The sequence below is a fragment of the Sphingomonas sp. Leaf208 genome (genome assembly GCF_001421415.1).
Lineage (GTDB): Bacteria > Pseudomonadota > Alphaproteobacteria > Sphingomonadales > Sphingomonadaceae > Sphingomonas.
Genome location: NZ_LMKH01000023.1, coordinates 267,026 through 291,197 on the forward strand (window position 1 = coordinate 267,026; position 24,172 = coordinate 291,197).

The window sequence follows — 24,172 nt, forward strand, 5'->3', positions numbered from 1 at the left end:
GTCCCGCGCCGGAGATAGCCGAGGAGAGACTTCTATCGTGTGAAACGAGTTGGTTAACTGCGCCAGTTACGCTTGGGCACTCGGTCGAGCGGAGGCACGAGCGTGCCATGCCCTCAGATGTTCGAGGTCGTCGGGCATCGCGACGCCGACGAACTTGGCGAAGTCGATCGTCGTGAGCAGGACGATATCGGCGATCGTGTAGCGCTCACCATCTAGCCAGTCGCGTCCGGCGAGCGCGCGGTCGAACTCCACCATCGCGGCGAGCACACGCGGGCGCTGGCTCTCGCCATACTCGGTATATTGCGGCTGGACGATCCGTGCGGTCCAGGGATGCGTGTGTAGCCACACCATCGACAGCGGCGTCATTAGCCGCAGTTCGATCCGCCGCGTCCACATGTCGATCTCGGCGATATTGTGCGCGCCGTGGCCGAACATCGGCGGGTCGGGATGGAGGATCTCGAAGTAGCGGCAGATCGCAACGCTCTCGGTCAGCACGCGGCCATCGTCGAACGTAAGCGCGGGCGTCTGGCCGAGCGGATTGACCGCGAGGAACGGCTCCGCCTTGTGCTCGGCCTTGGGGATCGAGATCTGCGCCATCGGCACGCGGACATGCTTTTCGGCGAGGAAGATGCGGACGCGGCGCGGGTTGGGCGCGGGCAGTGCGCTATCGTAGAACAGCAAGAGCGTCTCCTCGACATCGGTTTTCGAATATACCGTATGGCATTGCCGGACGCGTTCGCCTAGCGATGCGTCGCATGACGACCGCCGCAGACATGCTTGCCACCGGCTTTGCCACCCTCCCCGATTTGATCCGTGCGCACGCGGTGGAACGGGGAGATCGGACTGCCGTTGCCGACGCGCAGGGCAGCATCGACTATCGAACGCTCGACGCGATGATGGACCGGGTGGCGGCGGCGTTGCAGCGCGACGGGGTTGTGCACGGGACGGCGGTGGCGATCGTCGCGGCGCCGACGACGGACTATGCGGCGGTATTCCTTGGTGCGGTACGCGCAGGGTGTGTTGCGACGCCGATCGCACCGTCCGCTACGCGGGCTGCGATTGCGGCGATGATCGCGGATAGCGGGGCACCGGTGGTGTTTCTCGACGCGGAGAATGCTTGGGCTTTGGAAGGGCAGCTCCTAACGGCCCGCATAGTGTTGTTCCCCCGCGAAGGCGGGAGCCCAGCCTGGGCCCCCGCCTTCGCGGGGGAACAATCTTTTGATGCGTGGATAGCTCCCTCGGACGCCAAGCCGACCCCCGTCGAGGTCGCCCCCGAAGACGCGTTCAACATCATATACTCGTCCGGCACCACCGGCACGCCGAAGGGCATCGTCCAGAGCCACGCGATGCGCTGGGCGCATGTCTCCCGCAACACGGCGGCGGGGTTCGACACCGCGGTCACGATGATCGCCACGCCGCTCTATTCGAACACAACGCTGGTCAGCTTCCTGCCGACGCTCGGCTGGGGCGGCACCGTCGTGCTGGTGGGGAAGTTCGATGCGCGCGCCTATATCGAACTCGCGCAGCGATACCGCGCGACGCACACGATGCTGGTTCCGGTGCAGTATCAACGTATCATGGCGCTTCCCGACTTCGACAGCTTCGACCTTTCGACGTTCCGCTTCAAGACCAGCACCAGCGCGCCCTTCTCCGCCGCACTGAAGGCCGACGTCGTCGCACGCTGGCCAGGGGTGCTCGTCGAGTTCTACGGGATGACCGAGGGCGGTGCGAGTTGCGCGCTGAACGCAACCGCCAACCCGACCAAGCTGCACACCGTCGGCCAGCCGATGCCGGGCCACGAGATCCGGCTGATCGACGATGACGGCGTCGAGGTCGCACGCGGTGAGATGGGCGAGGTCGTCGGCCGCAGCCCGGCGATGATGAACGGCTATCACGGCCGATCGGAGGCGACGCGCGACGCCGAATGGCATGACGCCGACGGAAACCGCTACATCCGCCACGGCGACGTCGGACGGTTCGACGAGGATGGGTTTCTCACGCTGATGGACCGGAAGAAGGACCTGATCATCTCGGGCGGGTTCAACATCTATCCGTCGGACCTGGAGGCGGTATTGGCGCAACACCCCGCCGTAGCCGATTGCGCGGTGATCGGCGTTCCATCGGAGGCTTGGGGCGAGACGCCGGTCGGGTTCTACGTCCCGCGGGCCGATGCAATCGAGGATGCCGCCTCCATCCTGGCCTGGGCGAACGGCCAACTCGGGAAGACGCAACGGCTGTCCGCGCTTCATATAGCCGACGAACTACCCCGCAGCGCGATCGGAAAAGTCCTCAAGCGCGAACTCCGCGACCGGCTTGCGGGTGCGGCCGCATGACGAGTCTCAAACAGGCAATCGACGCGCTCGAGCCGATCGACGGTGGCTGGCGCGGGACGGTACCGGAGAATTGGTTGCAAGGCCGCACTGCGTACGGCGGCTTCTCCGCCGCGCTCGCGTTGCATGCCGCACAGAAGTCCGATGTCGACCTGCCGCCGCTGCGATCCGCGCAGGTATCCTTCGTCGGGCCCCTCTCCGGTGACATCGTCATCCGTGCTAGTCGGTTGCGGCGCGGGCGCAACGCCGCGTTCGTGCAGGTCGATGTCGAAAGCGAGGCCGGGCTTGGGCTGCGCGCGACGTTCGTGTTCATGGGTGCGGTCGCGTCGCGAGTCGATCACCAGACCGGCAGCGCGCCCGACTTTCCGATGCCCGGGCCGGAGACGCAGACGTTCCGTGGCCACAGTGCGGTGGCATTCTCGCGGAACTTCGACTTGCTCGATCGGCGGGATGACGGCGTCGGGCCGGCGGAGTGGCTGCGGTGGGTGCGGCTGGCCGAGCGTGACGGACTTGATCCGATGGTCGAGCTGGTCGCGGTCGCGGACTGCCTGCCGCCGTCCGCGCTGAAACTGCTGGGCGGCCCTGCCCCGCTCAGTTCGATGACGTGGCTGCTCAACATCCTCGGTCCGCAGCCGGTGACGCGCGATGGCTGGTGGCTGCTCCGCGCGACCACCGATTACGTGCGGGAGGGGAGTTCGAGCCAGCAGATGGCGATCTGGAATGCCGACGGCACGCCGGTTGCCGAACAGATGCAGAGCGTTGCGATCTTCGCCTGATGCCGGCGGAGGGGGCGTGCGCGCCCGACATATCTTGCGACACATTGGCGGCCCGGCGGCAAAACGCTGCGACAACCGAGGCTTAGAACGGCGTCATTGAATGGGAATTCGTCCCACACAGCCGGAGTCCGACATGCGCAAGACCGTCCTTACCCTGATGCTCGCTGCCAGCGCGATCACGTCCGCTGCCAGCGCGCAGACTGCCCCCGCAACCCCGCGTCCACCAGTGCGGCAGGATGAAAACCGCGACGGCGTCACCACGCGCGCAGAAGCGATCGCGCAGGCCGACGCCCGGTTCGCGCAGATGGATACCGACCGCGACGGCCGCGTGAGTGCCGGCGAGATGCGCGCCTATCGCACCGCGATGCACGACCGGATGGTGGCCAGCGGTCGCGACGTCCCCGTGCCGCCGCCGGGCGGTCGCAAGCATGACGGCATGGGCCGCCGGATGGATCCGAACGGCGACGGCAGCGTGACGCGCGAGGAGTTCGAGGCGCGCGCGCTCAAGCGGTTCGACCGGATGGACGCCAATCACGACGGCACGATCGACGCGACCGAGCGCGCCAACGCCGCCGAGATGCGCCACGTCGACCGGCGCGAACGCCGCGACGGCGCGACCCCGCCCGCGCCTGCACCCGCTCAATAATGTGAAGGAGGGGAAGCATCGGGCGTCGGTGCTTCCCCTGGACAGCCGCCATGCTAGACACTGCCCCGATGGGAGATATGCCGCACCTGCTGCTCGTCGATGACGAGCGCTCGATCCGCGAGCCGCTGGCCGTGTACCTCACCAAACAGGGGTTTCGCGTCACGCAGGCGGGCGATGCGGAGGCGGCGCGGACGCGGCTGACGGCATACGCGATCGATCTCGTCATCCTCGACATCATGATGCCGGGCGAGGACGGCCTGTCGCTGTGCCGCCACATCGCCGCGACCAGCGACGTGCCGGTGATCCTGCTGACCGCGCGTGCGGAGGAGACCGACCGGATCGTCGGGCTCGAGATGGGAGCAGACGATTACGTGGTGAAGCCGTTTTCGCCGCGCGAGCTGGCGACGCGCGTGAAAGTGGTGCTGCGACGCGCGACCGCGGGCGGATCACGCCAGCACGCGCCGGAGAGCAGCTCCTACGGGTTCGCCGGCTGGGTGCTGAAATCGGGCGAGCGCGCGCTGATCGACCGCGAAGGCGTGTCCGTACCGCTGTCGACCGGCGAATATAACCTGCTGCTCGCGCTGGTGACGCGCCCGCGCCAGGTACTCACGCGTGACCAGTTGCTCGATTTGACCCAGGGTCGCGAGGCCGCCGCGTTCGACCGTGCGATCGACAACCAGATCAGCCGGTTACGTCGGAAGATCGAGGCGGACGCGAAGACGCCGGAGTTGATCAAGACGGTCTGGGGCGGCGGCTATACGCTGGCGGCGGAAGTCACGCGCCTGTGATCGGGTCCGTATGACGCGGTTCAAGCCCTGGCCGCGCAGTCTGGCCGGCCAGATGGCGCTGCTGATCGCGCTCGCGCTGTTGGTGGCGCAGGTCATCAACTTCGGCATGATCCTGCACGATCGCTCCGAATTCCGTCTTGCCCAGGCGACGCGGCCGGTCGCGACCCGGATCGCCGACGCGCTGGACCGCGAAGCGCATGGCGGCCGCCCGCTGAGCCCCGACCGCGGCCGCGTACGCCGCTTGCGGGCCAATCCGATCCCACCCACGATGTTCGAGCGTCATCCCGAAGTCGCCACCGAACTGCGCCGGCAGTTCGCCGATCTTGGACTGACCGTCGGGCGGATCGATACCGGCCTTCGCCCCGCCACCGACGAGACGAGCGACGCGCATCGCCGCGACGGGCTGCGACGCGGCGATCGGCAGGGCGCGACGCTGCTGATCGCGATCGAGCAGCCCGGACGCGGATGGCTGGCAGTCACTGCGCCGTGGCCGCAACCCGGCTGGCGGCTGTTGCTCGCGGTACTGACGCAAACGGCGATCCTGTACATCATCGTGTTGCTGCCGGTGCTGTGGATCGTCCGACGGATTTCGCGCCCGCTTCAGGATTTGCGGCGCGCGGCGGAGAGCTTTCGGCCGGGTGATCCAGGTGCGCCGATGCCACCGCATGGACCCGACGACGTCGTTGCGCTGATTGCGGCGTTCAATGCGTTGAGGTTGCGGGTCACGGGGATGCTCGACGAGAAGGACCGGATGCTCGGCGCGATCGGCCACGACCTGCGCACGCCGCTGGCGGCTCTGCGAGTGCGCATCGAGTCGGTCGAGGACGATGTGGATCGGGCGCGGATGATCGATACGGTGGCGGAGATGAACCGCACGCTGGACGACATTCTCTCGCTGGCACGGCTCGGGCGACCAAGCGAACCGCTGACCGACGTCGACCTTGCGGCGCTCGTCGATGCCGTGGTCGAGGATTTTCGCGATATCGGCAGCGATGTGAGCTTCGTCGAGACGGAGCGGCTGCGGATGCATCTGCGCCCTTCACTGATCCGCCGTGCGGTCCGCAATTTGATCGAGAATGCCATCAAATACGGTGTGTCGGCTGAGGTGCGTGTCGAGGCGGGGGCGAAGACCGTGGCGATCGTCGTAGCGGACCAGGGCCCCGGTATCCCGGAGGATCGGATGGGCGACGTGTTCGACGCGTTCACGCGGTTGGAGAGTTCGCGGAACCGGGAGACGGGAGGGATCGGCTTGGGTTTGGCCTTGGCACGCGCGATCGTGCGGGAAGCTGGTGGCGAGATCCGCTTAGTTAACCGCGCCGGCAGCGGACTCGACGCGATCATCGAGCTCCCGCGCTAGCTAAACTGCTCCCTCTCCCCTCCGGGGAGAGGGTCGGGGTGAGGGGCAGCCAAGCAGGACACCGCCTGGAACAACCCCTCACCACATCCCTCTCCCCGGAGGGGAGAGGGAGCAGCGCACACCTAGTCCTCGACGATCTGGCTGTTCGTCCGCGTGTCCTTCATGCGCAGATACACCACCAGCGACACCGCGATCATCGCCGTCACGTACCAGTAGAAGCCGCGTTCGAAGCCCGCTCCCTTGAACTTCAACGCGACAAACTCGGCGGTCCCGCCGAACAGCGTGTTGGCTAGCGCATAGGGCAAGGCGACGCCCAGCGCGCGGATGTGCGCCGGGAACAGTTCCGCCTTCACGACCGCGTTGATCGACGTGTAGCCCGTCACGATCGCCAGCGCCGCCATCACCAGCAACCCGGCATAGATCGGGTTGGTCGCGGTCTCCAGCGCGGCGAAGATCGGATAGGTGAACAACACGCCGGCAATACCGAACCCGACCATTAGCGGTTTCCGCCCAATCTTGTCCGAAAGCCCGCCCGCGATCGGCTGCAACAGCATGAACACGAACAGCGTCGCGGCATTGATCTGGCTCGCCACCTCGCGGCTGAACCCGCTGGTATTGACCAGGAACTTCTGCATGTAGATTGAGTAGGCGTAGAAGGCGAGCGTACCGCCCGCGGTCAGCAGCATCACCGTGATCGTCTCGCGCGGATGCTTGGTGATCAGCTGGATGAAGCCCGACTTGGGCTTGCCGTCGCCTGCATCGGCCTTGGCATTCTCGAAGCTCTGCGTCTCGGCGAGGCCACGGCGGATATAGAACACGACTACGGCGAGCACCGCGCCGATCGCGAACGGAATGCGCCAACCCCAGGAATCGAGCGCCGCCTCGCTCATCGTCGATTGCAGGATCAGCAGCACGCAGATCGCGAGCAGCTGGCCCGAGATCAACGTGACGTACTGGAACGACGAGAAGAAGCCGCGGCGGTTCTTGCCTGCCATCTCGGTCAGATACGTCGCCGACGCGCCATATTCGCCGCCGACCGACAGACCCTGCATCAGCCGCGCGATCACCAGCATCGTCGGTGCGAAGACGCCGATCGTCTCGTACCCCGGCGTGCACGCGATGATCAGCGAGCCGGCACACATCAGCGTGACCGACACCGTCAGCCCCGCCTTACGTCCGTGCCGATCGGCGTAGATCCCCATGATCCACGCGCCGATCGGCCGCATCAGGAAGCCGACCGCGAAGACCGCCGCCGTGCTGAGCAACTGCGCGGTGCGATCGGTGGACGGGAAGAAATGCGGTGCGAAATACAGCGTGAAGGCGGAATAGACGTACCAGTCGAACCATTCGACCAGATTGCCGGTCGAACCACCGATGATCGCCTTGAGGCGCGTTTTCTGATCGGGTGCCATTACTTCGTCCCCTGCGGCGCTTGTGTCGGAAAGCCGCGCTTCTTGAGCAGCGCGTTCACGTCGGGATCACGCCCGCGGAACGCGCGATACGCCTCGGCGCGATCGGTCTCGTTGCCGGTCGACAGCAGGATCTTCGCGAACCTGTCGGCGGTCGGCTTGTCCCACGGGCTGCCCGCCTCCTCGAACGCCGCGAAGGTGTCGGCGTCCATCGTCTCGGACCAGAGGTAGCTGTAATAGCCCGCCGAATAGCTGTCCGACGCGAACAAATGCTGGAACTGCGGCACGCGGTGACGCATCACCAGCTGCTTCGGCATGCCGATCTCGGCAAGCGTCGCGGCCTCGAACTTGTCGGGGTCGATCACGCCGTCGGGGACGGTGTGGATCTTCATGTCGACGATCGCCGACGACAGATATTCCGCGGTCTTGAAGCCTTCGTTGAACTTGCTCGACTGCTCGATCTTGTCGAGCAACGCCTGCGGCATCGCCGCCTTGGTCTGGTAATGCCGCGCATATTTGTCGAGCACGTCGCGGGTCAGCAGCCAATGCTCGTTCACCTGGCTCGGATACTCCACGAAGTCGCGCGGCGTGCCCGCGAGCCCCGGATAATAGACATTCTGGAGCATCGCGTGGATCGCGTGGCCGAACTCGTGGAACAGCGTCTGCGCATCGTCGAGGCTGATCAGGATCGGCTCGCCGGGCGCGCCTTTGGCGAAATTGTTGTTGTTCGACGACAGCACGAGCTGCGCCGGCGCTAGCCCCCGCTGCCCGCGATACGTGTTCGCCCACGCACCCGATCGCTTGCCGGTCCGCGCAAAATCGTCGCGGTAGAACAGCCCGACGTCCTTGCCGTTCTTGTCGGTGACGCTCCACACGCGCATGTTCGGCTCGAACACCGGAACGGTGCCGGTGATCTCCTTGAAGTTGAGCCCGTACAGCCGGTTGGCGGCGTAGAGCGACCCCTGGATGATGTTGCCGAGCTCGAAATACGGCTTCAGCTGCGCCTGATCGAGATCGTACCGGGCTTTACGCACCTTCTCCTGGTAGAAGCGATAATCCCACGGCTCGATCGTCAGCGACGTGCCGGCGACCTTCTGCATGTCCGCGACTTCCTCGGCCACGCGCGCCTTGGCGGCAGGCCAGACGCGCATCATCAGGTCCATCGCCGCCGCCGGCGTCTTCGCCATCGTGTCCTGCATGCGCCAGTCGGCATGCGTCTTGAACCCGAGCAGATGCGCGCGGTCGGCGCGCAGCTTGACGATCTGCGCGATCGTCGCGTTCGTGTCGTTCGCATCGCCATTGTCGCCACGATTGACGAACGCGCGCCACACCTTCTCGCGCAGCGCCCGATCGGTGGCATAGGTGAGTACGGGATCGACAGCCGAGCGCGTGTTGACGATCGCGAAGCCCGGCAGCTTCCGCTCGGTCGCAGCGGCCTTGGCCACCGCCTTCACGCTGTCGGGCAAACCGGCGAGTTGTGCTTCATCGCCGACCGCGATGGCGGTGCTCTCGTCGGCGAGCAGTTTCTCGCCGAACGTCGAAAACGCCGTCGCGAGCTGCTGGTTATACTGCGAAAGCTGCGTCTTCTGCGCGTCGGTCAGCTTGGCGCCCTGCCGCACATAGCTGTCGTAGATCCGCGTCACGAGCCGGATCTGCTGTGCATTCAATCCGCTGGAGTTGCGGCCTGCGTAGATTGCCTGGATCCGCGCGAACAGCGGCTTGTCGAACGTGATCGCATCCGACGCCGCGGAGAATTTCGGCGACCATTCGCGGTCGAGCTTCTGGTAGGCCGGGGTATTCATGTTGCCGGTCATCACGCCGAACAGCGTCATCACCTGGCCGTAGCGCTTGCCGGCCAACTGCATCGGCACGATCGTGTTGGCGAAGGTCGGCTTGGCCGGATTGTCCGCGATCTTGCGGTACTCGGCGGTGCGTTCGGCCAGCGTGGCCTCGAACGCCTGCGGGAACAGCTCGGGGCGAACCTTGTCCCACGGCGGCACCCCGCCGGTCGGGCCGGTCCAATCGGCCAATAAGGGGTTCGCGGCGGGTGTCGTGGACGTCGCACCAGTCTGCGTGACGATCGACGTAGACGCCATCAACGCAACGGCGCTGGCGGCGAGGTATAGAAACTGCACATGGATCTCCCGGTCAATGTACCGGGTAGCATAGTGATAAAGTAACGTAGCGGAAGGCGTCGCCACCGATCCGCTCATAGGATCGGTCGTACGCGCCGCGAGATCAGTCGCCGGATCGATCGTCGCGAGGCTGGCTCGCAGCGACTTCCGCCGCCGCAATAAGTCGACGCCCCGTCTCCGCGGCAGCCTCTGCCGTGAAGGTGATCGCCAAGCCGTCGACGCCGTCCAGCGTCACCAGCCCATTCTCGGCGGCGGCGATGCCTGCGAGGGTTTCCGGCGTCATCATGGTCTCACTCCCCCGACCGTTGATCCTGCCAGGGGTCATGCGCCGGGTGCCCGTCACTCGCCCCTGGAACCGTAGAGATATTGTGGTTCGAATTCCGCAACGGCTGCAAGTGCTTTACGATCCACGATATTTACCTCGCCTGCCTTGAACGTCAGCAGGTTTTTCTCGCGAAGCGCTCTCAACACGCGGTTTACATGAACGCCGGTCAACCCGGTCGCCTCGGCCAGATCTGGCTGCGTCATCGGCAGCATATAGCGTCCCTCCGCCGCCATCCCGATCATCTCCAGCCGTGCGTTCAGTTCGCAGAACAGATGCGCGATACGCCCCTCCGCGCCGAGCCGCCCCAGACGGAAAATCCACTCGCGGTGCATCGCCGCATCGAGCAGCGTGCTGAACCACAGTTTCTGCGTCAGATGCGGATAGCGCTCGGTGATCGACTGCAGCGTGCGGTGTTCGAAGCAGGCGATCTTCACCGGCCCCAGCGTCGCGATGTCGTGATCGAGCCGCTTCATCGGGAATGCGTGGAGATCGACGAAATCGCCCGGTACGTGCACGGCGACCAGTTGGCGTTGACCTTCGCGGTCGTCCATGTAGCGACAGACGAACCCCTCGATCAGCAGCGTGCTCGTCTCGATGAGGTCGCCCGCCCGGACGATCTGCTTGCGCCCGGGCACCTGCCGCACGGATTCGATGCCGTCCTCCAGCACCTGCTTTTCTTCGTTGCTCAACTCATGGCGACCGCGGCCCATGAGGAATTTTTCCGAGATCATCGACACCCCTTCATCACCCGGCCTCGTACCGCCCTTGGCGATAGAAGAACAGATCGGGATTCGTACTGATCAATATCAAAGGTTATGCCGGACGCGAAACATTGCCGCGGTTCGCGGGTTCCTCCCCGACCATGTACCAGCCAATCTTCCAGAACGACCACCCGCTCGCGCGCAAGTTCATCGAGACTGTGCAGGCGCCGCAATTCCCGTGCGTCGGCGCAAAATCGGCGCTCGCCAAGGGACAGATGGACATTCTCGTCGCGCGCGATGTGCGATCCGCTTGGGATGATATGCGAATTTCTCCGGCACTCGGCGAGACCGTCCGCAAATACCGCGAGGATCGTGCGATCTTTCGGACGCTTATCATTCTCTTCGAAGCACCTGCCTTGCTGTCGGAGGCAGAGTTCGAAGCACATCTTTGGGCGCGTGCTCAATCACTTAGCGACAAGGACGAGTGGCTCGGCTACCGCCCCGACCCGTCGGTGAGCAGCGATCCGGACGATCCGCATTTCTCGCTGAGCTTTGCGGGCGAGGCATTCTTCGTCGTCGGCCTCCATCCCAATGCGAGCCGTCCGGCGCGAAAGTTCGAATCGCCGGCGATGGTGTTCAACCTGCACGACCAGTTCGAAGTGTTGCGCGACCAGCAGCGCTACGACAAGTTGCGGTCGTCGATCCTCGCGCGCGATCTCGAATATGCCGGCTCGATGAACCCGATGCTGGCGCGCCACGGTGAATCGAGCGAAGCACGGCAATATAGCGGACGCGTGGTCGACGAATCCTGGAAATGCCCTTTCAAGCGAGGCGAAGCCCGTGGCTGACATCAAGACGATCCCGCCGCGTTCGGGGGCCGGGTTCACGCTCGACAAGGGGCAGACGCTCACCGTGATCGATCCCGAGGGTCGTCAGGTGTCGGACTTGCTCGCCTACAATCGCGCCGACGTTCGCGAGGCGATCTCGTCGGGGCGGACGCTCGATTATGCAAGCAGGCTGTACCTCACGACGGGCGACCTACTCTATTCCAACCGCAGCAACGTGATGCTGGAAATCGTCTCGGACGATGTCGGGCGGCATGATTTCCTGTTAACGCCGTGTTCGAAGGAAACCTTCGCGATCATCTACGGCGATACCGATCCGCATCGCGGCTGCTTCGGCAATCTTGCTGAGGCGCTCGCGCCTTGGGACATCGAGCCGGACCAGATCCCGGTCGCGTTCAACTGCTTCATGAACGTGCCGATCAATGGCGAGACGGGCACGTTCACGGTCGAACCGCCGCTGAGTAAGGCCGGCGACACGATCGTCTTCCGCGCCGCGATGGACCTCGTGATCGGCATGACCGCGTGTTCGGCGCTGCAATCGAACGGGGGCAGCTTCAAGCCGATCCAGTACCGGATCGGCTGAGCGCTCAGCGGCGCTGGTAGAAGATGTGCGACTCGACGGTCGCCACCTTGACTAGCGAACTGCGCCAGTACGGTACCAGCCAGTCGGTGTGGTAATGCGTCGCGCGGCCGACCGGCGTATAGACGTAGCCGTTCATCGCCCGCCGTGCCGCGTGTCGCGCCTGTTCCCAGCCGTCATGCTCGGGCCGCCGTGTCTGCGAGCCGTCGCAGGTGAACGAGAACTGGCATCCCGTCTTCCGGTTCGCACCTTGATAGACGACCCCGCAGACCGTCTTGGGGAAGCCCCGCGCGCCGACCCGGTTGAGCACGACCTGGATAACCGCGCGCTGTCCGTCGCGATCGGTACCGGCTTCATAGAGCGCGACGGTGGCGAGGCATTCGGTCGCCTGGAGGCGCGCCGCAGGACCACCACGGAACCGGAACGGCTCCGCGCGCTTGCGTTTGTCGGCAACGATCGGGACCAGCGCATTGGATGCGCGCGCCTGCGCCATCGTCAGCCGGGGCTTGCGGTGATCCGTGGTAGTTTCGGTCGGCCAGGGCAGATCGGTCAACGACCCGAAGATCGCCGCGAACGCGACCACGGCGCCGAGCAGGAGAAGCCAATGCTCGGAGGATGGTCTCAGCCCGGATCGATTGCGCCGCCGCGATGAGACATATCGGGCCGGTCGCTTCGCCATCCCGCGTCCTTACCGGCGAAATTTTCGCAAAAAAAACGATCACTGTGCCACTCGTCCCGACGGTCGAGGGGTGATCGTCGGAAAAAGATGGTGCCCCTGGCCGGAATCGAACCAGCATGCCTTGCGGCAACCGATTTTGAGTCGGTCGCGTCTACCAATTTCGCCACAGGGGCAGCGGCGGGTTGGCTAGACGAAGCTTTCGTCCGCCGCAAGCGGGTTTAGTTGCGCCTTTAGTTGCGGGGCGGCTGGCGGCGGTAGCTTAGCGCTTCGGCAATGTGAATGCGGCCGACTGTTTCGCTGCCGGCGAGATCGGCGATGGTGCGAGCGACGCGGAGGATGCGGGTGTAGCCGCGCGCGGTCAGGCGCATCGCTTCGGCGGCTTGGGCAAGGAGCCTGCGGCCGGCTTCGTCGGGCGTGGCAACGGCGTCGAGCAACGCGCCATCCGCCTCCGCATTCGTGCGAACCGAGTGGTCGCGGTAGCGGTCGGTCTGGATCGCGCGGGCCGCTGCAACGCGCGCGCAAACTTCCGCCGAGCCCTCGGTCGGCGGCGGGAGTATCAAGTCAGCGGCGCTGACGGCCTGGACGTCGATGTGCAGGTCGATTCGGTCTAACAAGGGGCCAGACACCTTCGCCTGATAATCCGCGGCGCATTTTGGAGCTCTCGCGCAGGCTAGGCTCGCATCGCCGAGGTGGCCACACCGACACGGGTTCATCGCGGCGATCAACTGTACGCGCGCAGGAAAGGTGACGTGCGCGTTGGCACGGGCGACGCTGACCGTGCCCGTCTCCAGCGGTTGGCGCAGCGAATCGAGGACGGCGCGCTGGAACTCTGGGAGTTCGTCGAGAAACAGGACGCCGAGATGCGCGAGGCTGACCTCCCCCGGTTTTACCTTCAAGCCGCCCCCGGTGAGTGCTGCCATCGAGGCGGAATGATGTGGCGCTCTGAAGGGTCTCGTGCGGGTCAGGCGCCCGCCGGAGAGCGTGCCCGCCACTGATTGCACCATCGACACTTCGAGCGCTTCGGCCGGGTCTAGAGGCGGCAGGATACCGGGCAGGCATGAGGCCATCAGCGACTTCCCCGAACCGGGCGGCCCTACCATCAACAAATTATGCGAGCCCGCGGCAGCAATCTCCAACGCTCGCTTCGCCGTCTCTTGGCCCTTCACCTGCCGCAGGTTCGGACCGTGATCGGCGGCTTCCGCGATCCCCGGCTTGGGTGGGCTGAGCAGGCCGTGGCCCTTGAAATGGTTGAGCAGCGACAAAAGATCAGGCGCGGCGATGACCTCGATCTCGCCCGCCCAGGCCGCCTCCGAGCCTTGCGCGGCGGGGCAGACAAGCCCCTTCCCCACTTCCGACGCATGCAGCGCCGCGAGCAGCACGCCCGGAGACGCGGTGATCCGCGCATCGAGCCCGAGTTCGCCGACGATCACGTAATCGGCCAGCGCCTCGGCATCGACCACGCCCATCGCGGCCAGCAAAGCGAGCGCGATAGGAAGATCGAAATGCGACCCTTCTTTAGGGAGATCCGCAGGTGAAAGGTTCACCGCGATGCGTTTCGGCGGCAGCGACAGCCCCATCCCGGCGATCGCACCACGCACGCGTTCGCGACTTTCGCCGACCGCCTTGTCCGCGAGGCCCACGACGTTCCTAGTTGACGCACATATCAAGCGCGAAAATGAGGGGAATCTGCGGTTCTACCTACCGCCGCACGGTCGGCACTGGCGAAATAGTCGCCACGCCTTTTTTGAAACAGCGCTTGCAGACCAGCCGCCGCTTCGCCTTGTCCACATGCTGCGGGACGCCGCCAAACATGGCCAAGACATTTCGAAACGGGACATTGATAATCCGCCCGCATTCGCACTGAATCCGCATATCTGCGCGATGCGAGGCGTAATCTAGGGTCGTAAAGTAAGCTTGGTCGCCCCTAGGGCATATGAGAACGAAGCCGGATCATATGCAATATGATTAGGGATCAAATAAGTTTTCGTTCCCGGTTCGTCCTCTTGCGCTTCCCCAACTCGGCAGAAATCCGCGCGTCGTCTATTCGTCGCTCGACCAACCCCAATGGGAACGCGACGAACCGAGTAGGGAAACGCCCCCTCGAACGCTTGCTAATAAAGGTGCGGTCGCACAACCTGTTGAGGTTGCATTCCGGGAACGGACCCAATCGCTGGTAAGCGACCGGTGCAACTGGCTCCCGAAGGGGGCGGTGAGGTAGGCGACTTTTCCCGGCAAGGACGGGTGCCATTAACAACGGCGTCCGCTGCGCCTATCTCACCGCTTCCCCGGATGATGCCACGGCTAGCACGGGCGCGGCAAATCCTTTTAACGCTCACCCTCGCAACCGTTGCTGCAATGCCTTCCAACCGTTTTCGTCGGCGGGGAAGAAGTTCGTCACGGTCGGCTTATCCATCGTTGGCCTAAGCGATCCCGCCTTTGATCCGCAACGCCTGCACCTGAAGTGATCGCTAGCGGACCGTCCTAGAGCGCCATCTAAGGAATCTGCCCAGCGATGCAGGCGGAACCATGTCGAGGCCCCGTAGGCGTCCATGATGCCCGTGTTCTGGCAATCCCCATTGCGGCACGAGACGTGAATGTTCGTTCCGTGGCGTACGAAATCGTAGAGCGAGTGGAAGGTCTTCGCGCCCATCGATCACAGCGGTAGCGCCAGTTGCGCCGCATCCTTTGCCACCGGCTGGAACAGAGCCGCGTAGATGTGTTGGCCTAGCTCGCGCTTCGCATCCTCGCGCAAACGCTCTTGCGGGACCGTAAGCGCGATCTTCGCCCACGCGGGTGCATCCTCGATTAGCTGGCCGATCCGTTCGGCTGTGATGACGCCGCCCATTAGAGGTAATCGGTGGAGTACGTCGCGTAAGGTGATAGCCCTCGTCGCTTAAACTCCGCCTCGATAGGCGCGAGCAACGATTCCGGCCCATCCTCAATGGTCTGAAAATAGATTGTCTGCATCTCGCATGGGCGGATGTCAGGCAGGATTTCTACGATCAGATTATGCGTCTGACTGTAGGGCTGTGCGCCGCTGCGCATCGACTCGATTGCGTGTTCCATGCCCCGATCATAATGGAACAAAAGCGGAACGCTAGGCCAAATTTGGCGGCGGTCACTCCGGTGGTTTTATCAGGCTTTTCGACTGCCTTTGCAACGCCATGCTGCTTAACTAAACCCTACCAGCGAGGCCCCTGCCCTCCCTCGGATTGAACGTCACCGGTCCGCCCTTTCTTGCGCCGGTTGCAAGACCGGGGATAGGTCCACTTGGGTAAAGGAGGTCAGGCTTCCGTCCGGCCAACTGATCCAGCGCTCGTGGCGGTCGCGGTGAACGGATTGGCGAACAGCCTCGGTGATATAGTCGCGACACGCATCTGTGGGGTTATTTCCGATGAACGGATCGGGAAACCAGATGTCAGCACGGTTGAGCGCGATGGTTGCATGCGGCTCACCCGGTTGAATGTTGACCGCGTGCTCTCCGAAGAACGCGGGGATAAGCTTCACGCTAATGCGCGTGACAGGTTTGCGCTTCAGCCATTGGACGGGCTTGGTGCCAGCTTGGCGAGACCATTGGCTAAAACCAGTCATTGCGTGACTCCCGAGCGAAACCGACTGAGGCTGCACTATGATCAGTGTCGAGGCATTTCCGCACACCAGCTTTAAGGAAGGAACTGCCGGGAGCGTCAGCAGCATCACGCGGCCGTGCGACAAACTCGGGAGCGATGAACAAGTCGTCGGGATGAACATGCGCTACGCCGTACTTGTCGCAGCCCGGACATACATTCTCGGTGTCGTCGTCCACCAGCACTTCAATACCAAGCGTGGCGCAGATGCTGCCCTTCCATTCACGATAGGGTTCGCCTTGCGCCTCATAAACAGCATCAGGACAGTTCGTCAGCGACACGAAGTGGCTGGCATCGATACCGTAAGCCGCGAGGTCGGTGAATACCCGATGCTGCATGCCGTGGCTGCGGAAGGTAATGATGAAGTGCTGCTGACCACGGGGGTTCGTGCGAATGTAATCGGCGATCTCGTCCGCGTGGCGGCTCCCGATCAGCGTGTCGTCCACATCCCAGCCGATGCGGCTGAAGTTGGTGAGGAAATCCATTTGGCCTCCATCGTTGATCGGAGCCTATATAGCTGTTGACTGGATTTTAGCAGAGAATTTGGCGAGACCGCAGGCAAGATGTTGCACCGATCTCACCTACCGCGATCTTGATTTAGCGGCTCGGCTGACCGTCCTGCGATGCAATGACCGTGCGGCTATCGTCGAGAGCGGTAAAGGTGGAATTCCAGACCAACATTCCACCGATCCCGTCACCGGGATCGAGATCGCCCGCCACGATGGCGGAATACCCATCATTAATCTGTTTGGTCGATACGGTGCGGAGTTCTGCCAAGGTATCTGCGACAACATAGATGTTGCCGTATTTAGGATTGCTAATCTTGAGAGCCATGGCAGGCTAACACGAGCCCCTAAATCGTCCTGATTACCGTTCTTTAACGGTCCCAAGGCATCGTAGACCTTTTACTGGTGCGAACTGAATCTGGGGGAAACTTGTGCCGTCTGATCCTACACTGCTTTTTACGCCATATTGGGTCCAGACCGGCCTGAAGCCGATCCAGATCGAGTCTTCCAGTTTGGATTTGCCTGCATGGGTGCAAGCCGTAGGTTCGGTTGCCGCCATCCTGTTAGCTATCTGGACAACAACCGCAGCGGAGCGACAGCGGCAAAATGAGCGGATTGTCGATGACGCATGCTTCGCTACTTACATCTCAGATTTTCTGACAACATCTACGTCAACGGCGATGAAGCTGGCGGACCGAATAGATAACAAGAGGTTTAAGAACCGAGCCTCAGAGATTCCCGCCGCTTACCGAGTGGCACTGCGCGAATATGATAAACTGATCATAAAGAGGGCGCAAAAGCTGATCGATCTTCCTCTTACCGACTGGCCGGATATCGAGCTTGCAAACGCATTCTACGACACATTTTTGGTCATGGGGAAGCATTTTCAAGAGATCGAGTCAAATAACATATCCGCTCAAGCAGACGCGCTGTTGCGTGAAGAAGAACGCATTCAAAAAGTAGCTTCGCGTTCAAGGAGAATTCATACTCATCGCGAACAGCTAATTGAGGAGCTTGGTGACTCGGATGATGACGAGGTCGTCGATGTGAGCGATCTTGCCAACACGCTTAGGGCGGTCGGTAGAAATCGAGGCGATGAAGACTTCTCGGAACATTTTTTGCAGGATGAAGCGTATTTCGACGAGATCGTAGATCGGGAAGACGCTGATAGCGAGCGCTATGCCAAGATGGTCGAACTCATCGAGAAGCTTAAAAAGCCGCTATTGGATTTGCCGAATTACTGGAGATACAAAGGCTCGCCGCTCACAGACGCCATTTACCGGTATCAAAATCGAGCGTTGGAGCGAGGACTTCCCGCGAGCTATGAAGAACGCGCAGAGCCTAGCAGCTTTCTTATTCGATATAAAAAGCGAAAAGCCTATAAGAATCGCTCACCTGAGCAGGTAAATGACATTGAAATGCCCGTGACTGAAGACTGGGAGGTTGGTCCGACCGAAATCATCGGAACACCACGCAGTGGCTTTGGAAGATGGGCACGCTAACATCAGGGTTAGATGGGAAGCTCCCCCTCCATTCAACAGCGTGATTAGATCAATAGGCGAGGCCGTAATGACCAATGCGATAGACAAGGTTGAGCGTTATCTCGAAGATGCAGATATGCTCGATGCGCCCGGAGCAGTCCTATATTCGAGCGCGGAAACCGTGCAGTCCGGCGCCGTCTACCTGCTGGGTTTGAATCCCGGCGGAGAAGGTGAATGGACCCTTCGAGACAATCTCGCGAGCGCCCGCAAAGGTAAAAATGCGTACCTCGACGAGGCTTGGGAAAACCGGAAGGGAACTTATGGATGCGGCAGGGCTCCACTACAACTTCGCGTAGTAGCAGTATGCAAACAGTTAGGGATCCCGGTCCGGAATGTTCCCGCTAGTAATCTGGTTTTCACTCGCTCCCGCGACGTAGGCGCACATAAGGGTTTCCAAGCTGCTATCTCATTGTGCGCACCGGTTCACACAATGCTCCTTCAGACGATCCAGCCAAAACTACTTTTCACATTCGGTAGCATCGACTGGATAAAGAAAGCCGCTAACAGTCTAGTTTACGAGTCCAAGAAGGCCCGACACGGTTCATGGGACGCCCATCGCGGTCGTATTAAGATATTCGGACAAGACATGCAGTTCGCCAACGTTCCGCATATGTCATATTGGCATAGCACAACGCGAACGGATGTCGTCGATTGGGCAATAGGCAAGTCCTGACATTGAACGGGCCGGGACTAAGGGCGGCGAGTTCTCACAATTTCAAGATGGTTTAGGTGTTTTGATCTAAAGAGAGAATGGGAGTGGTCAGGGATACCTCGACACCGGCTCTCCGAAGTCCCCACGAAGGGCGGGGTCGAGAAACCGACCCTGATCCCAGCCCCTCTCAGCGCTTGCCCGATCCACGGGTCACCGTGGATCCGAAATCCGTGGGATCGTGCTGAACGAGGCTGTGTGGCGATGGAATCGCCCGTTCGCCCAACCCTTCCATCCGCACCTACAGCTTCTGCACCGATGCCGGATGCCATATCTTGCCGCGCAATGTCTAAATACGCGCATCGTTCAGATGGACGACCATCGCCGCCAAGATCTTGGCTCCCGATGCGCGAGCTTTGTTAAGATAGTGCATCACCTTCCGACCACGATCATCCGCCATCGCCTTCCTCACCTCAAGGCTCTTGAAGCGTTCAGAGCCGCAACGGCAGATGGTCGAGGGCTTACGGCGGACTGTTCCAGCAAGTAGCGCCGAAAGCAACGCATTGTATTCTCCCGATAGTAGAACAGGTTGCCGCGAGCCCGGACTTGGCCCTCAGTCCACTCCAAGCGCCTTAAAGACGGCGTCTACGGGGTCGGAATAGAACGAGGTCTGGAACTTGGCGAAAAGTTCACCGGGAATCGTGGGGATGTCGATGACGCTCGACATCGGCAGCAGCACACGTTTTGCACCGGAGTCAAAGGCAAGTTGCATACATCCCGCGAGATTCTCAACCGGTTTGACGTTGCCGCCGAGGCTCATATCACCCAACACGACAAGCTGCCCCTGCAATGACTTCTGAAGGATCCCCGAACAAGCCGCAATAAAGCCAGCGAGGGTTATCGTCGTGGTCGCACCGCTGTTTTGAAGTTCAACGATATGAACATGATAGTCATGCTCACCCGCCTTTGACGAACCGCTGATCCGGGTCAGGTTTGCTTTGAAATAATCAAAGCCGACCTTCAGCGCCTCCCGTGCTGCCGTACTGGAGCCGATCCCCGATACCGCAAATTTGCCAGTCCCCGCAGTGATCTGGGTCTCCATGCGGTACAGACCCAGATGCCCGCCGGTCCCGGTTCCAATCGTGTGGAGGACACCCGGATTCATCGGTCCATCCGAAATCAGCTTACCGCCGCCCTGTTCGGGAACGGCAATGAACCTCTCATCCCGGCTTTCCTGATCGATGTAGGAGAAGTGAACGTCATAGAACTCCATGCCGCCGATCTTCTTCAATTGCTCCTTGACACGGCGACGGGTTTCCAGCGCATATTCGAGGCACAGCCGCACGTCTTCCTTGTCGAACTCACCGTTTGGATGAAGCAGCTTCAAGAGCCCTGAGACCGTCTTGCGAACGGCAATCGTGTCACGCTGGTTGAGGTTATTGCCGAGTTTGAAATACCGATCAATCGCATCGGCAAAACTTCTCTTGCGCATCTCTCGCATGAATTCCGCGAGGTAATCGGTTATCAGGCCGTACCGGTTGGTAAAGAATTCCGGGCGCATCTTCGGCACTTCCCAGCCCGGGATGTAGGCGTGGAAACGGTCGAAAAAGGCGCTATCGATCATGACCTTTGGAAACGGTGCCAGAAGATGGCTGGTTTTAACCAAGGTATCCACCGACTGGTTGATGTTGCCCACGAACACCATGCTTGCCGAAGCCGAGATGGAATCACGTCCGCGCGCGAACGACCCATTAGCCATGTAGCCTTTCATGATCTGGACGCCGTCGGGCTCCTTGAAATTGATCCCGGCTACCTCATCAAAGGCAACCACATCCCACATGCCCACCAATCCGACCTGTCGCCGGGACATGTTGTAAAATAGGTTTGCAACAGTTGTCTGGCCACCAGACACCAAGATGCTGTTGGGACTGACTTCCTCGTAGACGTAGGATTTTCCTGTGCCGCGAGGACCAAGCTCGCAGACATTGTAGTTGTTCTCGACGAACGGGATCAGTCGCGCGAGCAGATGCCATAGCGTGCGCTCATCGAGTACGGTCGGCTCCATCCCCGTAGAACGTGTCAGAGCATCGATCCACTGCTTCGTCGTGAAGTTCCTCCGCGCCTCGAACAATTCGTCCATGTCCATGTTCGGCATCTGGATCGGCTTAAGATCGGCAACAGAGAACGGCGACCGCTTAGAGCCTTCCTCGAAAAAGTAGTGGACGGTAACAATGCACCAGATGCCACCCGCCAGAAGCTTCTCGTTGGCCTTGACGAACCGAGTATCAACCTCGGCATCTTTGACACCGAGATTAGCCAGCAGCGCCTCATAGACGTCCCGCTTTTCATTAAGGCGGACGCTTACCTTGTCGATGATCTTATAGCTGCCCCGCTCGCGAATTTTCGACTTGATCTTCTCCGCCTCATCCGGGCGCACGTAGTTATCCGCCAATACGCCTTTAACGGTTTCGAGACCTTCACGGATCGTGTCGTCGTCATCCGAAGCGCAGTAGCTGCCCAGCAGGTACTCAAGGACATATGTGGGGACGTTGGCCCCTTCCTTAACGAGCTTGGTCAGGTCCTTGCGAACGACCTTGCCAGCGAAATTCTGAACCAGCAGGTCATCCACATCGTTCTTGTTTTGCGGTTCAGAAGTCATTGTCGAAAGCCAGACTGATGGTGACGGAATGGGGTGGAAATATGTCCAACTGATCCTCTGTGCTCCGGACGATCAGGTGATAGGTTTTGCGGGGATCAAAGCTGTGGTTGGCCAGTGAGAGCCAGACATCCTTCTTCCAGAGGTTCATGTCCGCTGCCGTTGAGTCGAAAGCGACGACCTCCGCGTTCGATATTTGCTGATCGCCATCATAGAGCGCGATCCTTGCCGTCACGGGTTGCACCCGAGCGGATATCGCTTCCGTTTGGGTGATGGTGAAGCGGTGGCGCGATGTCGTGACTCGGGTGGTGTGGAACAACGGTGCCAGTCCTACCCTAGTGACACGAGTACGATCCCGGCCTTTGCCTTCGCCTCGTGCGTAATTGACCCGCAACAGAGGCACACAGACTTCCTGCAGCATTGCGCCACCGTGCACAAACCTGCTGCCACCGACAAAGTGGAAGCGATTGATGCCCTTGGGCACCCAGAACTGCATGTCGGTCTGAGCCTTGGCCGTACTCGAAATGCTGCCGCTGATGGCTCCAGCATTTTGGCCAAGGTTCGTGCCAACCAGATACCGCTTCTTGGCAATCACCGTGCCGTCAGGCTTCGTGACGATAGCGTTCTTGTGGGCGGCGCTTGGGGCGGCGCTCTGGAACAGGAAGCCGTGGTCTGCCGTCACCAGCGCCCGATTGCAGTTAAAGGTGAAGGCCCTCCGGATCAGCGCAGCGATTTCGTCGATAGTTGTCCGGACGGCGATGAAGGTCTTTTCTTCATTGCCCTTGTCCGCCGTCTGATCGATCTGATCGTGATAGACGTAGATCACGCGGTACGGCTTAAAGAAGGCAACCCCGTCCTCCTTCTTCATTTCCATCAGGTCCGCTGACTTGATCGCAATCCCATTCACGGGATCGAGCAGCTTCTTTCGGGCTTCCAACCCGCTTGCGGGCTTGCCATCGACTTGCACCGAACCGTCTCCGGCAAAGCTCAGTTGGTCATGCGGCAGCAGCGCGGACATGCCGAGGGCCGTGTAGGATGGCAAGACCCCGAGCATCGAATCCAGCTTGGCCTGAAAGCGGTCCTTCCCTTCCAGCGCCTTGAATAGCTCCTGCGCCGCTTCGAACCGGAAGGCGTCGGAGATGATCACGACCACGCGTCTGCCCGGATCGGTATCGAGGATAGGCTGCACTTCACGCCGATAGAAATCGTACTGGTTGCGAACGTCGGGCAGCCTCCATTCCGGCAGGAGATCGGACTCCACCTGCCGGGTCCACAAGTCGCCCAGTTCCGCCAAATACCAGTTGCCATAAACGTCTTCGATGTGGCCGCGCAGGTCCTTCAAAATATCCCAGTTCTGTGCCTCCGCCACATCCGCCGCTTCACCGAACAGGCGATAAAGCTGATCGAACCCGTAGAGTTGATCCGTGTAAAGCTTCCATGTCTCAGCGGCGGAATTGCTCTTGAAATGCGCGCCGAACTCTCCCTTCAGAGCAAGGAAGGCAGCGCCAAAACTGATGGCGTCATAGACCTTGTGAAAGGCGGCACGAGGCGCGTCTTCCGTCGACGGCTTTTCCGCGTTTGCCCAGTAAGCGGTCTGGCGGCTGCGGCACAGGTCAGCAATCCGGGCAGCATTCACGGTTTCAGAGGCATCGAGTACTTCGCGCACCAGCAGCGAGGCAAGCCGCTTCTCCACCTCAAGGAAGCTATGCACCGTTTCCAGATCGGCGAGGGCAAAGCTGGCAAGCCGCGCCTTGATCTGGAGGTCTTCGGCAATGGCCGAAGAAAGCGCATCGTATGACCGCTGATGGCTGCTGGAATCGCGCCAGCCATCCATAAACACCACGACATTGGCCCCGCCGCCGTTGGCCAGTAGCAGATGCGACAAGGAGATCGGCACCGCACCTGTCACATGGCGCGCAAAGTCCGTCGCAAACAACCGAAGCAGCAGGTTGCGCAACGTCGGCGCAGCATCGGCGTAGCGGAATTCTTGTCCAACGAATTCCCAGAACGATCCGTCGACGCCGTAACGTTCAAACTCGGCAAGGGTCTTGTGATCCGCTGTCAGGTCATGCGGATCGAGTTCGGCGAGCATGGTGCGCAGGATGTGAGTGAACTGCGGCTGAGGCGCGCGCGCCAGCACGGCCATGATCTTGAGGTCGATCTCATCGGGACCATCCTTGGGAGCGATCAGGCGGCTAAGCTTCTCCAACCGCTCCCGGCTACCGAAGAACCGGGCACGCCCAATAATATGAGACTTCAGCGACAGGTCGTCGACCAGACCCAGTTCACGCAAGATCAGCGTCGATTTATCGGCTGCGAACGCAGCTGCCCACTTACGGATATCGAGCAGCATGTCATACGCAGGATCGGGCGGCGAGCCGTGCTCGTAGATCAGGAACCGGCCATTCGGTTCTTGCAGCGTCAAACGCACCTTCAAGCCCAGCGTTGGCTCTTCCCCGAGCCGAACGATCGTCACCCCGTCCTCATGGCAGGTCTCTATGCCGAGCTTGTCCAGTTCCTCCGCAAACTCGCCTTCGCTGTCTTGCCACCAGACCACGCGGTTCCCCGCGTGGTTATGGCCCCCGTTGGTGAACAGTCGCTGCAGATGCGCGTGAATATGCAT

General features: G+C 61.5%; 22 protein-coding genes, 1 tRNA gene and 1 pseudogene. 9 read left to right on the forward strand and 15 right to left on the reverse strand.

What is annotated here, in order from left to right; translation table 11 throughout:
* Positions 1-66: 66 nt before the first annotated feature.
* Positions 67-681 carry a glutathione S-transferase family protein gene (locus ASE69_RS11200; RefSeq protein ID WP_056486377.1) on the reverse strand — a complete coding sequence of 205 codons (615 nt, stop codon included), beginning with the start codon at positions 679-681 and terminating at the stop codon, positions 67-69.
* 74 nt (positions 682-755) lie between these two features.
* Between ASE69_RS11200 and ASE69_RS11205 the strand changes: the two genes are divergently transcribed.
* From ASE69_RS11205 to ASE69_RS11225, 5 genes are all read left to right on the forward strand, one after another.
* A complete protein-coding gene (locus tag ASE69_RS11205; RefSeq protein WP_056487024.1) occupies positions 756-2,333 on the forward strand; it encodes a class I adenylate-forming enzyme family protein in 1,578 nt (525 codons plus the stop codon).
* Positions 2,330-3,106 (forward strand): thioesterase family protein, encoded by a 777-nt coding sequence (locus ASE69_RS11210; RefSeq protein ID WP_056486380.1) that lies wholly within the window; start codon positions 2,330-2,332, stop codon positions 3,104-3,106. The genes ASE69_RS11205 and ASE69_RS11210 overlap by 4 nt, the downstream gene beginning before the upstream one ends.
* 133 nt (positions 3,107-3,239) lie before the next feature.
* Positions 3,240-3,752: an EF-hand domain-containing protein gene (locus ASE69_RS11215; protein ID WP_056486384.1), complete on the forward strand. Its 513-nt coding sequence runs from the start codon at positions 3,240-3,242 to the stop codon at positions 3,750-3,752.
* A gap of 68 nt (positions 3,753-3,820) precedes the next feature.
* On the forward strand, positions 3,821-4,540 hold the full coding sequence (locus tag ASE69_RS11220) for a response regulator (protein WP_056062218.1): 720 nt from the start codon (positions 3,821-3,823) through the stop codon (positions 4,538-4,540).
* Positions 4,541-4,550: 10 nt separating this feature from the next.
* Positions 4,551-5,897, forward strand: a complete 1,347-nt coding sequence (locus ASE69_RS11225) for a sensor histidine kinase (RefSeq protein ID WP_056486387.1) — start codon at positions 4,551-4,553, stop codon at positions 5,895-5,897.
* Between the two features lie 122 nt (positions 5,898-6,019).
* Here the strand turns inward: ASE69_RS11225 and ASE69_RS11230 are convergent, their stop codons facing one another.
* The 4 genes from ASE69_RS11230 to ASE69_RS11245 form a co-directional block, all read right to left on the reverse strand.
* Positions 6,020-7,309 carry an MFS transporter gene (locus ASE69_RS11230; RefSeq protein ID WP_056486390.1) on the reverse strand — a complete coding sequence of 430 codons (1,290 nt, stop codon included), beginning with the start codon at positions 7,307-7,309 and terminating at the stop codon, positions 6,020-6,022.
* Positions 7,309-9,441: a M3 family metallopeptidase gene (locus ASE69_RS11235; RefSeq protein ID WP_056486393.1), complete on the reverse strand. Its 2,133-nt coding sequence runs from the start codon at positions 9,439-9,441 to the stop codon at positions 7,309-7,311. Before ASE69_RS11235 ends, ASE69_RS11230 begins: the two co-directional genes overlap by 1 nt.
* Before the next feature lie 103 nt (positions 9,442-9,544).
* Entirely contained in the window at positions 9,545-9,727 is a 183-nt protein-coding gene (locus ASE69_RS11240; protein WP_082441422.1) for a hypothetical protein, read from the reverse strand.
* Positions 9,728-9,780: 53 nt separating this feature from the next.
* Positions 9,781-10,497 carry a Crp/Fnr family transcriptional regulator gene (locus ASE69_RS11245; protein ID WP_056487031.1) on the reverse strand — a complete coding sequence of 239 codons (717 nt, stop codon included), beginning with the start codon at positions 10,495-10,497 and terminating at the stop codon, positions 9,781-9,783.
* Between the two features lie 131 nt (positions 10,498-10,628).
* Here ASE69_RS11245 and gntA point away from each other — a divergent pair, with 131 nt between their 5' ends.
* Entirely contained in the window at positions 10,629-11,315 is a 687-nt protein-coding gene (gene gntA / locus ASE69_RS11250) for a guanitoxin biosynthesis heme-dependent pre-guanitoxin N-hydroxylase GntA (RefSeq protein WP_056486396.1), read from the forward strand.
* Entirely contained in the window at positions 11,308-11,895 is a 588-nt protein-coding gene (locus ASE69_RS11255) for a DUF1989 domain-containing protein (RefSeq protein ID WP_056486399.1), read from the forward strand. The genes gntA and ASE69_RS11255 overlap by 8 nt, the downstream gene beginning before the upstream one ends.
* Positions 11,896-11,899: 4 nt before the next feature.
* Here the strand turns inward: ASE69_RS11255 and ASE69_RS11260 are convergent, their stop codons facing one another.
* The 8 genes and pseudogenes from ASE69_RS11260 to ASE69_RS11295 all read right to left on the reverse strand — a co-directional run bounded on the left by ASE69_RS11260 (position 11,900) and on the right by ASE69_RS11295 (position 17,031).
* Positions 11,900-12,571: a cell wall hydrolase gene (locus ASE69_RS11260; RefSeq protein WP_056062203.1), complete on the reverse strand. Its 672-nt coding sequence runs from the start codon at positions 12,569-12,571 to the stop codon at positions 11,900-11,902.
* Positions 12,572-12,659: 88 nt separating this feature from the next.
* Positions 12,660-12,744, reverse strand: a tRNA-Leu gene (locus ASE69_RS11265).
* 57 nt (positions 12,745-12,801) lie between these two features.
* Positions 12,802-14,214, reverse strand: a pseudogene (locus ASE69_RS11270) (YifB family Mg chelatase-like AAA ATPase); the annotation flags it as partial.
* Positions 14,215-15,224: 1,010 nt separating this feature from the next.
* The gene (locus ASE69_RS11275) at positions 15,225-15,416 is read right to left on the reverse strand and encodes a DUF6771 family protein (protein WP_056486409.1); all 192 of its coding nucleotides are present in this window, start codon (positions 15,414-15,416) and stop codon (positions 15,225-15,227) included.
* Positions 15,416-15,637, reverse strand: a complete 222-nt coding sequence (locus tag ASE69_RS11280; protein ID WP_056486413.1) for a hypothetical protein — start codon at positions 15,635-15,637, stop codon at positions 15,416-15,418. The genes ASE69_RS11275 and ASE69_RS11280 overlap by 1 nt, the downstream gene beginning before the upstream one ends.
* A gap of 153 nt (positions 15,638-15,790) precedes the next feature.
* Entirely contained in the window at positions 15,791-16,162 is a 372-nt protein-coding gene (locus tag ASE69_RS11285; protein ID WP_056486415.1) for a hypothetical protein, read from the reverse strand.
* The gene (locus ASE69_RS11290) at positions 16,149-16,682 is read right to left on the reverse strand and encodes a hypothetical protein (RefSeq protein ID WP_056486418.1); all 534 of its coding nucleotides are present in this window, start codon (positions 16,680-16,682) and stop codon (positions 16,149-16,151) included. The genes ASE69_RS11285 and ASE69_RS11290 overlap by 14 nt, the downstream gene beginning before the upstream one ends.
* Positions 16,683-16,794: 112 nt before the next feature.
* Positions 16,795-17,031, reverse strand: a complete 237-nt coding sequence (locus ASE69_RS11295; protein ID WP_056486421.1) for a hypothetical protein — start codon at positions 17,029-17,031, stop codon at positions 16,795-16,797.
* Between the two features lie 103 nt (positions 17,032-17,134).
* Between ASE69_RS11295 and ASE69_RS11300 the strand changes: the two genes are divergently transcribed.
* Positions 17,135-18,205: a hypothetical protein gene (locus ASE69_RS11300; protein WP_156362300.1), complete on the forward strand. Its 1,071-nt coding sequence runs from the start codon at positions 17,135-17,137 to the stop codon at positions 18,203-18,205.
* Positions 18,206-18,272: 67 nt separating this feature from the next.
* Positions 18,273-18,917: a hypothetical protein gene (locus tag ASE69_RS22075; RefSeq protein WP_156362301.1), complete on the forward strand. Its 645-nt coding sequence runs from the start codon at positions 18,273-18,275 to the stop codon at positions 18,915-18,917.
* 589 nt (positions 18,918-19,506) lie between these two features.
* On the opposite strand, the gene brxL is transcribed toward ASE69_RS22075, so the two are convergent.
* Entirely contained in the window at positions 19,507-21,552 is a 2,046-nt protein-coding gene (gene brxL / locus ASE69_RS11310; RefSeq protein WP_056486430.1) for a protease Lon-related BREX system protein BrxL, read from the reverse strand.
* Positions 21,542-24,172, reverse strand: a complete 2,631-nt coding sequence (gene pglZ, locus ASE69_RS11315; RefSeq protein WP_082453071.1) for a BREX-1 system phosphatase PglZ type A — start codon at positions 24,170-24,172, stop codon at positions 21,542-21,544. Before pglZ ends, brxL begins: the two co-directional genes overlap by 11 nt.

Coding starts and splice junctions, on each gene's coding strand:
- ASE69_RS11205 (WP_056487024.1), top strand. CDS start 756: ATGACGACCGCCGCAGACATGCTTGCCACCGGCTTTGCCACCCTCCCC.
- ASE69_RS11210 (WP_056486380.1), top strand. CDS start 2,330: ATGACGAGTCTCAAACAGGCAATCGACGCGCTCGAGCCGATCGACGGT.
- ASE69_RS11215 (WP_056486384.1), top strand. CDS start 3,240: ATGCGCAAGACCGTCCTTACCCTGATGCTCGCTGCCAGCGCGATCACG.
- ASE69_RS11220 (WP_056062218.1), top strand. CDS start 3,821: ATGGGAGATATGCCGCACCTGCTGCTCGTCGATGACGAGCGCTCGATC.
- ASE69_RS11225 (WP_056486387.1), top strand. CDS start 4,551: ATGACGCGGTTCAAGCCCTGGCCGCGCAGTCTGGCCGGCCAGATGGCG.
- ASE69_RS11230 (WP_056486390.1), bottom strand. CDS start 7,309: ATGGCACCCGATCAGAAAACGCGCCTCAAGGCGATCATCGGTGGTTCG.
- ASE69_RS11240 (WP_082441422.1), bottom strand. CDS start 9,727: ATGATGACGCCGGAAACCCTCGCAGGCATCGCCGCCGCCGAGAATGGG.
- ASE69_RS11245 (WP_056487031.1), bottom strand. CDS start 10,497: ATGATCTCGGAAAAATTCCTCATGGGCCGCGGTCGCCATGAGTTGAGC.
- gntA (WP_056486396.1), top strand. CDS start 10,629: ATGTACCAGCCAATCTTCCAGAACGACCACCCGCTCGCGCGCAAGTTC.
- ASE69_RS11260 (WP_056062203.1), bottom strand. CDS start 12,571: ATGGCGAAGCGACCGGCCCGATATGTCTCATCGCGGCGGCGCAATCGA.
- ASE69_RS11275 (WP_056486409.1), bottom strand. CDS start 15,416: ATGGGCGGCGTCATCACAGCCGAACGGATCGGCCAGCTAATCGAGGAT.
- ASE69_RS11280 (WP_056486413.1), bottom strand. CDS start 15,637: ATGGAACACGCAATCGAGTCGATGCGCAGCGGCGCACAGCCCTACAGT.
- ASE69_RS11285 (WP_056486415.1), bottom strand. CDS start 16,162: ATGACTGGTTTTAGCCAATGGTCTCGCCAAGCTGGCACCAAGCCCGTC.
- ASE69_RS11290 (WP_056486418.1), bottom strand. CDS start 16,682: ATGGATTTCCTCACCAACTTCAGCCGCATCGGCTGGGATGTGGACGAC.
- ASE69_RS11295 (WP_056486421.1), bottom strand. CDS start 17,031: ATGGCTCTCAAGATTAGCAATCCTAAATACGGCAACATCTATGTTGTC.
- ASE69_RS22075 (WP_156362301.1), top strand. CDS start 18,273: ATGACCAATGCGATAGACAAGGTTGAGCGTTATCTCGAAGATGCAGAT.
- brxL (WP_056486430.1), bottom strand. CDS start 21,552: ATGACTTCTGAACCGCAAAACAAGAACGATGTGGATGACCTGCTGGTT.
- pglZ (WP_082453071.1), bottom strand. CDS start 24,172: ATGCATATTCACGCGCATCTGCAGCGACTGTTCACCAACGGGGGCCAT.